The 1578-nt window shown below is 64.1% G+C and carries 2 protein-coding genes; both read right to left on the bottom strand.

Annotated features, from left to right (window positions below; genetic code table 11):
- The coding region (locus BMF89_RS06300; protein WP_078106229.1) for an ATP-binding cassette domain-containing protein at positions 1–883 on the bottom strand (883 nt) is incomplete at its 3' end.
- A 14-nt stretch (positions 884–897) separates the two neighbouring features.
- On the bottom strand, positions 898–1578 hold a 681-nt coding region (locus BMF89_RS06305), incomplete at its 5' end, for an ABC transporter permease (protein WP_139359572.1).

Raw genomic sequence — 1578 nt, forward strand, 5'->3', positions numbered from 1 at the left:
CGGCGACTTCGGCTTGGACTTCCTTGAGGGCTTGGGTGTGTCCGCCGAGTTGTTCGAGTTCGTGGGCGAGTTCGGCCAGTTCCGCGCCGCCGGCCATCTGGGCGGTGAGTTCGTCCAGGGTGATGTCCTTCTTGTCGTAGTAGCCGATCGACTTGCCGCGTTTGAGCAGCAGGAACCGGTCCCCGACGGGGAAGGCGTGGTGCGGGTTGTGCGTGATGAAAATGACGCCCAATCCCCGGTCGCGGGCCTGCAGGATGTAGCGGAGCACGACGCCGGACTGCTTCACGCCCAGCGCCGCGGTGGGTTCGTCCAGGATCAGCACTTTCGCCCCGAAATACACGGCGCGGGCGATCGCGACGCATTGGCGTTCACCGCCGGAGAGCTGGCCGATGGGCTGTTCCACATCGCGCAGGTCGATGCCCATCTCGGCCAGTTCCTTCAGGGTGATGTCCTTCATTTTCTGCACGTCCATGGACTTGAACGGCCCGAACCCGGTGGTCAGTTCCGAGCCGAGGAAGAAGTTCCGCCAGATCGGCATCAACGGCACCACGGCCAGGTCCTGGTACACGGTGGCGATCCCGGCGTCCAGGGCGTCCCGGGGCGAGTTGAACTTCCGCTCTTCCCCCATGATCTTCAACACCCCGGCGTCGTGCTGGTGCAGGCCGGCGATGATCTTGATCAGCGTGGACTTGCCGGCACCGTTGTCCCCCAGCACGCACGTGACGCGGCCGTTGTCCACGGCCATGGTCACGTCGCGCAGGGCGATGATGTTCCCGTAGTGCTTGCCCACCGCGTCCAGGGAGAGCAGGTGCACGGGGGTGTGGGTCAGCGGGTCCTTCTCCTCGCGCAGCAGGGTCTGCTGGTCGATCTGTTTGGCATTCATGTTCTTGCGCCCTTCTACTTCAGCTCTGCGCGGCGTTTGACGATGAGGTTCACGATGGTGGCCAGCAGCAGCATCAGGCCCAGGAAGAACTTGAACCAGTCCGGGTTCCACTGCGCGTACACGATGCCCTTGTTCGCCATCCCGAAGATGAACGCACCGATCGCACCGCCCACCGCGGACCCGTACCCGCCGGTGAGCAGGCAGCCGCCGATGACCGCGGCGATGATGTACAGGAACTCGTTGCCCACACCCTCCCCGGACTGCACCGCGTCGAACGCGAAGAGGTTGTGCATGCCCAGGATCCAGCCGCAGAACCCGACCGCCATGAACAAGCCGATCTTCGTCTTCGTCACCGGCACACCCACGGCGCGGGCCGCGTTCGCGTCCCCGCCCACGGCGAAGATCCAGTTGCCCACCTTCGTGCGCAGCAGCACCCAGGACGCGACCGCGACCAGGATGATCCAGAAGAACACCGTGATCTTCACCTCGACCCCGCCGATGCTGATCGAGGACGCGAACACCGCATGGGCCGAATCGAAACCATCCAGCTTCGAAATCGACGGCGACGACACCGACCCCCCGATCAGGCGCGTCAACGCCAGGTTCAGGCCCGTGAGCATCAGGAACGTCGCCAGCGTCACGATGAACGACGGCAGCTTCGTCTTGACCAGGATCCACCCATTGATGAAACCGAT

The sequence above is a fragment of the Arthrobacter sp. SRS-W-1-2016 genome, from assembly GCF_002009585.1.
GTDB classification, from domain to species: Bacteria; Actinomycetota; Actinomycetes; order Actinomycetales; family Micrococcaceae; genus Arthrobacter; species Arthrobacter bambusae_A.